This is a genomic window from Mesorhizobium sp. M7A.F.Ca.CA.003.01.2.1, from assembly GCF_003998945.1.
GTDB lineage: Bacteria > Pseudomonadota > Alphaproteobacteria > Rhizobiales > Rhizobiaceae > Mesorhizobium > Mesorhizobium ciceri.
In genome coordinates, this window is sequence record NZ_RZRA01000127.1 from 1 (window position 1) to 8,253 (window position 8,253).

At 58.5% G+C, this 8,253-nt stretch carries 7 protein-coding genes; 5 read left to right on the top strand and 2 right to left on the bottom strand.

The annotated features are described in order from the left end of the window. Positions 1-1,275: O-antigen ligase family protein (locus EN969_RS07935; protein ID WP_164758175.1), on the top strand; the 1,275-nt coding region annotated here is incomplete at its 5' end. Positions 1,276-1,443: 168 nt separating this feature from the next. Then, the gene (locus tag EN969_RS07940; RefSeq protein WP_164745819.1) at positions 1,444-2,316 is read left to right on the top strand and encodes a phytanoyl-CoA dioxygenase family protein; all 873 of its coding nucleotides are present in this window, start codon (positions 1,444-1,446) and stop codon (positions 2,314-2,316) included. Positions 2,317-2,402: 86 nt separating this feature from the next. On the opposite strand, the gene EN969_RS07945 is transcribed toward EN969_RS07940, so the two are convergent. Continuing rightward, positions 2,403-3,302 (bottom strand): LysR family transcriptional regulator, encoded by a 900-nt coding sequence (locus EN969_RS07945; RefSeq protein ID WP_013532748.1) that lies wholly within the window; start codon positions 3,300-3,302, stop codon positions 2,403-2,405. Between the two features lie 128 nt (positions 3,303-3,430). Between EN969_RS07945 and EN969_RS07950 the strand changes: the two genes are divergently transcribed. From EN969_RS07950 to EN969_RS07960, 3 genes are all read left to right on the top strand, one after another. After that, on the top strand, positions 3,431-5,068 hold the full coding sequence (locus EN969_RS07950; RefSeq protein ID WP_013532749.1) for an ABC transporter substrate-binding protein: 1,638 nt from the start codon (positions 3,431-3,433) through the stop codon (positions 5,066-5,068). 761 nt (positions 5,069-5,829) lie between these two features. Further along, on the top strand, positions 5,830-7,032 hold the full coding sequence (locus EN969_RS07955; RefSeq protein WP_244514274.1) for an alpha-2,8-polysialyltransferase family protein: 1,203 nt from the start codon (positions 5,830-5,832) through the stop codon (positions 7,030-7,032). Between the two features lie 75 nt (positions 7,033-7,107). Further along, a complete protein-coding gene (locus EN969_RS07960) occupies positions 7,108-7,989 on the top strand; it encodes a hypothetical protein (RefSeq protein WP_013532751.1) in 882 nt (293 codons plus the stop codon). 71 nt (positions 7,990-8,060) lie between these two features. Here the strand turns inward: EN969_RS07960 and EN969_RS35245 are convergent. Then, positions 8,061-8,253, bottom strand: a 193-nt coding sequence (locus tag EN969_RS35245; RefSeq protein ID WP_164758176.1) for a hypothetical protein, incomplete at its 5' end; no start/stop codon positions are given.

The following is an 8,253-nucleotide window of genomic DNA, read 5'->3' on the forward strand; positions in this document are numbered from 1 at the left end:
GCACTCGCCGTTCTCGCCATGGTTTCCGCGGTGTGGCGCGAGGCAGACACCTACCGCTATGCGGGCCTGGCGCTGGCCCTGGTCGCGGTCATCCGCTGGTTCAGGGTGGATTTGTGGACCTACAGCAAACCACTGATCGGTTGGGTCGGCTTCCTGTGTCTGGGCTGGTCGCTCTATGTCTTCATCCGACTGGCGATCGTCTATTTCGGCACCCACCAGTTGGGTGGCGCCGAAGGCATTTACATGTTTCCGCTGTTCTATGCGACGACCGGATTCGCCTTTCTGCTGTTTGTCAGGCAGCCCGCACGGCTGGTCCTCTGGTTCATGATCCTCAGTCTTGTCTTCCTGGCGGCGGACACCGCCTGTTCGAACATGTTTCAGGATATCCAACCGGCCCCGTGGCTTTTCAACAATCCCATCCACGCGTCGGTGGCGGCCGGTTTCATCTTCCTCTGCACGCTGCAATTCATGGCTTACACGGCCCAGAGAACGGACCTCGGGAAAGCAACCAAGAACCTTTATTGGGCGCTGTCGACAGCCGTCCTGCTGCTTGCCGTCGTCAATATCATCGAGATGCGGTCAAAGGGCGTGTGGCTTGCGCTTGCGCTTGCGCTGCTCCTGTTGACGGTCATGACCCTGGCGAGAGGCCATCGCCGCGAACTGTTGGTTTCGGGTGGCGTGCTGGCGATCGTGGCGGCCGGCATTGTCGCAACACACAACATCTTCTCGTCCACCGCCGGCGACACCATGACCTTCGTCAAAACCCTGGTTCCGGATGTGTTCAGGCATGGCGTCCTTCCCGCATTCGACCGCGCCATCGCGAGCGATGCGGTTCCGCTTGCAGCCAAGGAAAGGCTGATGCTGTGGGCGGATGCGATCGATATCTGGAAACGCCACCCGATCTTCGGAGCCAGTTCCAGCTGGCTGACCGAGTGGGAGAACAGAACCTATCATCCCATGATCTTAAACGTCTTCCACAATGGTTATCTGGAAATTGTCGTGCGCTATGGTGTGGTCGGACTGGCGTTCTTTGCCTTTCTCTACACCTGGTCGGCCAGGCAGGTTCTGCTGGCCATGCGAGCCAAGCTTGTCGCTCCGGCCGCATGGTCCTGTTACATCTCCACACTGGTTTTCTTCGCCCTCAGCATCCTTACCAATTCCAACAACCGGCTGGCCATGGGTGAGGCCTTCATGTGGTTTGCCGCGGCGTTCGGCTTCTATTGTTTTTATGTTCGCCAGCAGAAGAACCTTGTCGCGCCGCGAACCTATTTTTAGGGCCTGCCGGCGCAGCACGTATCTGATCAGCCGGTTGCGGCCAATGCACCTTTGAGGCCCCGCTCAATTTCCCGATAATCGGGAAAGTCGATGCCAAAATCCACGGCTTATCGCCGGCAACCCGTTTGTTACGATCGACACAGATCACAGACGGGGGTTGTCACGGATATGCTGACGGACAGGCAGGCACGCGAAGCGGTGGAGCAGTACCGCGAGGAAGGATATGCGGTCGTTCGACAATTCGTCGACGGCGACGAGATGATCCGGCTGAAGAAGGAAACCGATGCGGTCTATGCCGATGGCCTCAAGCATCACGCCACTTTCCGGCACGGCAACCTGAATTTCCAGATCCTGCCTGAATCGGACTTTGGCCAACGATATGTGCTGCAGGCTTACTGGTTTTCCTGGATCAATTCCTATTTCGAGCAGTTCCGCCGCAATCCCGACTATCTGAAGCTGCTCGAGGGTCTGATCGGCCGCGACATAAAACAGATCGCCCAACAGCTGCACTGGAAGCCGCCCGGCGCCAATGTCACGGGTTATCGCTTCCACCAGGATCTGCGCTTCCGTAACCAGGCCGCCTTCGACAATGTCGCCGACGCCACCGTGACAACAGGCCTCGCGGTCGATCGGGCGACGCTGGACAATGGCTGTCTTCAGGTCGTGCCCGGCAGCCACAAGCTCGGCTATCTCGGCCTGTCGGACGAGGGAACCGGCGAGCTGATGAAGGGTCTGACCGCCGAAGAAGAGTTGCGCAAGGTCGGCATCGACCCGGCGACCATCGTTCCGCTGGTGCTGGAGCCGGGCGATCTTGCTTTATGGGGGCTGCTCACCGTGCACGGCTCCTCGCCCAACAGGTCACAGCACGACCGCGCCTTTGCACTGTCCAGCTATGTGCGGGCGGATACGACGCAACGTGGCGAATGGGCGTTCAGGGACGGTGTTTCGGTGCCGCTCGGCAAGACGCCGGCACTGTGCAAATACGAAAAGCTCTTCGAGGAGCCGGGACCGATGTACGACACCACCGCCTGGTGGAAATGACGCTGCCGCGTCGGGCGACGGGGGCAGCAGGGGCCTGGCGTTCGCGCCAGGCCCCTGACGGCGTTGGCCGGCAATCGGGCAGCATTTCAGGCGGTGAAGTCGGCCGACAGTTCGCGGATCAGGAAATCGACGAACGCGCGCACCTTGGCCGCAATATAGGTGCGGTGCGGATAGAGTGCGTAGATCGGGCTGGAGCCGGGGCGAAACTCATCCAGCTGCACTTCCAACCGGCCGTCGCTGATCGCAGCATCGACCAGCAGGCTGGGCAGATTGCCGATGCCGAAACCGGCGGTGGTCATCTGGTAGGCGGCCTCGACGCTGTTGGTCGAGATGCGCCCGCCGACAGCCGCATCGAAAGGGCCGTCTGGTCCGATGAAAGGCCATGTGCCAAGCCGCTTGGCGAAATTGCTCAGCACGCAGGAATGGCTTGCCAGCTCATCCGGGTGGACCGGGCGGCCGTTTGTGTCCCAATAATCGGGCGTGGCGCAGACATAGTTGCGAACTTCCCCAAGCCGGCGGGCAATCAAGGCGGAATCGGCCTGACCGCCGAAGCGGATGGCGACATCGTAGCCTTCCTCGACAATGCCGACGACATAACGCGCGGTGAGGTCGAACTCGATCGTGGTGAGCGGGTTCTCTTCGAGGAATTTCGGCACCAGCTTGGTTATGCGCGTGTGGCCCAGAACATTGGAGCAGGAAACCCGGATCAGGCCGCGCGTCTCCTTGTGAAGGCCGCGCGTCGAATCCTGCAGTTCGGAAATGTCGTCGAGCAGGATGCGGGCACGCGGAGCATAGTCGCGGCCCGCCTCTGTGAGGCTGAGGCGCCTTGTGGTGCGATTGATGAGCCGGACGCCGAGGTCGTCTTCCAGTTCCTTGATGGTGCGGCTGACGGCCGTCGTCGACATGTTGAGATCGCGCGCCGCCGCCGACAGGCTGCCCAGCAGGCAGACCCGATCGAACACCCGCATCGCCGTCAGAAGATTCATCTTGCCTTCCCCTCGCCGTCGCGGCCCCGCCGCCATCCGCTGCGTCTTGTAGAAAACAGCGCCCAGCAACGACGCGGCAAGGGCATTCCACCGAATTTGGGCGTAAAATCAACAATGGGAGAACCGATATGACATCCAGACCTCTTCATCCGGCGATCGGCACATTTGCGAAAGGCGCGAAGAGCGGCGCGCTTGGCCGCCGCGAGTTCCTGGCGTTGGCCAGCGCCTTCGGCGCCAGCACGGCGATTGCCTATGGGCTCATCGGTCAACCGGTTCCGGCGCGGGCCGAGGAAGCCGCCCAACCCAGAAAGGGCGGCGTGCTGCGTGTTGCCATGCAGGTGATGGAGCTGGAAGACCCGCGCAAGTTCAAGGTTTCGCAGATGGGCAACATCGCCATGCAGTTTCTCGAACCGCTGGTGCGCTGGAAGCCGGATTTCACCTTCGAGCCGGTGCTGCTGCAGAGCTGGGAGATCAATGCGGACGCCACGGAATATGTGCTCAAGGTGCGCCCAGGGGTGAAGTGGTCGAACGGCGACGATTTCACCGCCACGGATGTCGCCTTCAACATCACGCGCTGGTGTGAGAAGGATGCCGCCGGCAACTCGATGGCGGGGCGCATGACCGCCCTGATCGATCCCGACACCAAGGTGGCGCGCACTGGTGCCATCGAGGTTCGCGACGACCACACCCTGGTCCTGAAACTGTCGCAGCCCGACATCACCATTATCCCTGCGATGACCGACTACCCGGCATTGATCGTCCACCGCACGTTCAATCCGAAGGCAGCGCCACTGTCGGCCAACCCCGTTTCCACGGGTCCATTCGAGCTTAAAAAACTCGATGTCGGCGTTGCTGCCTCGGTGCGCAAGCGGCCGGACGGGTCGTGGTGGGGCGGCGAGGTGTTCCTCGACGGCATCGACTGGACCGACTACGGCACCGACTCGGCCGCCACCGTCTCCGCTTTCGAATCCGGTGAGATCGACCTGAACGGCCAGACGCAGTCCTATGACGTCGCCATGCTCGACAGGCTGGGCCTGAAGAAAAGCGAGATCGTCACTGCCGCCACCCTGGTCTCGCGCTGCAACGTCAACGCCAAACCCTATGACGACAAGCGCGTGCGCAACGCCATACAGCTTGCGGTCGACAACGAAGCGGTGCTGCAACTGGGCGCCGACGGCATGGGCATCGTCGCGCAGAACGATCATGTCGGACCGATGCATCCCGAACACGCCGACCTGCCGCCGATCAAACGTGATCCGGCCCGGGCCAGGGCATTGCTCGAGGAAGCCGGCCAGCTCGATTTCGAGTTCGATCTGATCTCGGTCGAAGCCGACTACCGCAAGGAAAGCTCCGATGCCGTCGCCCAGCAGATGCGCGACGCCGGCTTCAAGGTGAAACGCACCGTCATCCCGGAATCGGCGTTCTGGAACCACTGGACGAAGTATCCCTTCGCGACGACCAATTGGAACGCCCGACCGCTCGGCATCCAGACCTATGCGCTTGCCTATCAGACCGGTTCGGCATGGAACGAGACGGGGTTCGCCGATCCAGACTTCGATGCCAAGGTCCACAAGGCCAATTCCATCGCCGATCCGGAGCAGCGCCGTGTGGTAATGAAGGAACTCCAGGTCATGCTGCAGGATTCCGGCATCATCGTTCAGCCTTACTGGCGAAAGCTGTTCTGCCATATGAAACCTTCCTTGATGGGCTACCAGATGCACCAGGCCTATGAGCAGGATTTCACACGGGCCTGGCTCGCCGCCTGATCGCGGACGACCCCTCCGACAGGGCGGCGCATTTTCCGGCGCCGCCCTCAGAGCAGTTCACCGTTTCACGGAAACGGCGAGCTGCTCTAACTCTTTGTTTTGAGGCAATTTTGGCCGGAAAACCGCTTCACACTTTTCCTAGAATTGCTCTGGCCTGCTCACCGGGGACGTTGCGCCGAAGCGTCGGCCTCAAGGGCGTTCGAGGGGCAGTGCGGGCTTTGTATCGGGCATGATGCGCAGATGCGCCCACACATGCCCTGCCTTGTCAGGTCGGCCGGGATTGCAGGCCGCCACACCGGACCGGCTGGCACATCAAGTGTGTGAAACATTCTGGTTTCTGCCTCTGTCATCATCTAGCTCCGGTTCATGGCTGGAGCTTACTTTTGACTGGGGGAAGCGAAACCCGCTTTCCCGGGCAACGACCTTCCCGAGAACCGGGAGAATTCGTGCTCTTGGTGCCGAGAGGGACCCGAAGCAGCAAGACGACCGCATGAGCGGTCTGCCGCACCGGGTGCTATTGCCGGATCTCGACAGGTCTCTGCCGCTCAGTTGAAGTGAATTCGCCTGCCTATTGTGCGGAACTCTAGCCTGTCTTGGACGTTAGACCCGCCGTCTGAAAGATATTTCCTACCGACGCGATAGGCAGTATTACGAAGCGGGTGGGACGCCCCGAGCCACACGGCCTGTCGGATATGAAGCAATTTTGCGGTTGAGATCGCGGAACATGCAGCGTTATTTCCATCCGATCTGGAGATCTTAAATTGCCAGCTCGAATATGCTGCGTCTTTGGCAGCTGGCAATTGCTCAGCCTGGTTGCCTCACTTCGCCAATCAACAATGGATGGAAGCTCCCCGGCGGATCAGGAGCATGAGGACTATCTCCTGCTTTATGAAACGGCCGGCGTTTCCGAGCATTTCAAGACCGGTCTTGCTGAACTTGCGTCTAAAGTATGGACCTGGAGACGGATCATATGGGCGTACGACCTTCTGACGTCCGAGCGTAAATATGGGCAACTGCAAATTTTCCGGATCCATCGTCTGATCCGAGACACAATTGGTCTCGACGCGAGTTCCGTAGCTGAAATCTGGGCCTGCTTCGTTAACCGGCCGTCGGAAAAAATACTGCTGGATTCATACCCTGAAGCCAAGATCGTTTTGTATGAGGATGGCTTGACGTCATACCTTCCATTCGAGATGGCAACCATGTCACGGCCGCCGGGCACAAGGTTTCGACGACGCATCACCGCGGTCTTGATTGCAGGACTCTCTACAATTTCACCGGCGTTCCGATTGAGGAAAGCGGCCGACAGGATAGAAAGACACCATCTGAGACGGGTGACGAAGTTTTATTCTTTGCTTCACGAAATCCCCATTCACGATGCACTGGAGAACGTACCAAGATTTCAGGTCGGCGCTTCGCTGATGCGCGACGTAATAGGTGAAGCCTGCAGGGATGCGCTTTCCGGCGGCGATGAACATTGCCGTGCGTCAGCCAACCCACGGATCCTGCTGCTCGGCCAGGCATTGTCGCGAAACCGCATAATGTCGTACGCGCAAGAGGCGGCGATCTATAGACGAATTGCGGAGCAGATCGTCGAGAGGGGATACGACGTCGTCTGGAAGGAACATCCCAGAATAAGCAAGCCCTTCTTCCCCGAATTGCTGGATGCAGTTGGCAATGTGACGGCCGACGCCAACACCAGGATCATGGAAGCTAACCTGCCACACATATATCCGATAGAGCTTGTCGTATCCCGAATGAACATCGTTGGCTGCGTCTCCGGCACGTCAGCTGCCCTTCTTTACCTGAAGTGGCTTTACGGCATCAAAACATACACATTTGCGGAAACCCTGGTCCCCCTCATGACTGGCGCGGATATTCTAATGAGCGAAATGGTAAAAGCCCATGCGGAGCCCTTTTCAACGCTCCAATCTTTGAACGAGACGCAGAAAGGGATCCGTTGAAAGGCGGTAACCCGAACAGGTTGAACACGATCCTCGCTGTCCAAATTCGGACAAACTCGATCTGGGACACCATCGATGTCAAAGCCGCTTTCAGTCCTTCAACGAGCCACCAAGGCCGACGTTCGATCGGAGCCGTTTCCACACATCATCCTGCCTGACGCCCTTCCCCTCGATCTCTACCAGGAATTGGCCGGCACGTTTCCCGCTCCGGAAACGCTCGAAATCGATACACGCCGCAACAACACCAGGTGGGATTATGAGGCCCACCGCGTTCGGTCGAACGAAGCCGTGCCGCAAATATGGCGCGATTTTATCGCCTACCATGTATCGCAAGCATTTTTCGGCGAGGTCGCCGACCTGTTCTATGACGATATTCACAAGCTTTACCCTGATTATTACCCCAATTATGAACGCCTCAAGAATATGAAAGCGGGCATCAGGTTTAGTGACACCTATGCAACACGCGACATACTGATGGATGCGATGCTCAGCGGGAACACGCCGGTGACCAATGCCGGCTCGGTGCGGACAAGCCACATCGACAATGGCGACAAGCTATTTTCTGGCCTGTTTTATATGAGGCCGGAAGATTATGATGCCGTTGGCGGGGACCTGACAATTAGTCGTTTCCAGTCCAAATACGCCACGCTGAAAGCCAAAGCGACACTCTTCAATGATGCCTATGTCGACGACACCCATTTGGAATGCGTCGAAACAGTTCAATACGACAAGAACATTCTTGTATTGTTCATCAACTCGATTGAATCGGTCCACGGCGTCACAGTCCGCCAACCCACCAACAAATCCCGGCTTTTCGTCAATCTGGTTGGAGAAGTCGAAAAGCCATTCTACATCAAAGGAAAAAAGATACGGCCGCGCTACGTCCCGGCGCATCAAAATCAGGATGAGGCGGAACAGACCTGGCTGAAAAAGCTCAAGCAAAAATTGCGGCTTTAGAAGAACAACGCCGTCGATCCGAGTTTCAGCCTGAACTGCCAATACCGAGCCGGATTCGACTTTCCCGGCGGCTAGGCAAAGATTGGAACAGAATGAGATTTTATCCAGCCGTCGAACGGATCGCCTTTTTCGCCACGCTTGCCGCTGTTCTTGCCCTTGCACTGCTGCCTATACCCCGACTTGAAGAGTACGGGATCGATATCGGTTTCCGTTCCGACAAGCTGAACCACGCCAGCGCCTTTGCCGTCATGACTTTCCTTGGAG

Bases quoted from the DNA above. Each gene is read 5' to 3' on its own strand.
- EN969_RS07940 (WP_164745819.1), top strand. From the start codon at position 1,444: ATGCTGACGGACAGGCAGGCACGCGAAGCGGTGGAGCAGTACCGCGAG.
- EN969_RS07945 (WP_013532748.1), bottom strand. From the start codon at position 3,302: ATGAATCTTCTGACGGCGATGCGGGTGTTCGATCGGGTCTGCCTGCTG.
- EN969_RS07950 (WP_013532749.1), top strand. From the start codon at position 3,431: ATGACATCCAGACCTCTTCATCCGGCGATCGGCACATTTGCGAAAGGC.
- EN969_RS07960 (WP_013532751.1), top strand. From the start codon at position 7,108: ATGTCAAAGCCGCTTTCAGTCCTTCAACGAGCCACCAAGGCCGACGTT.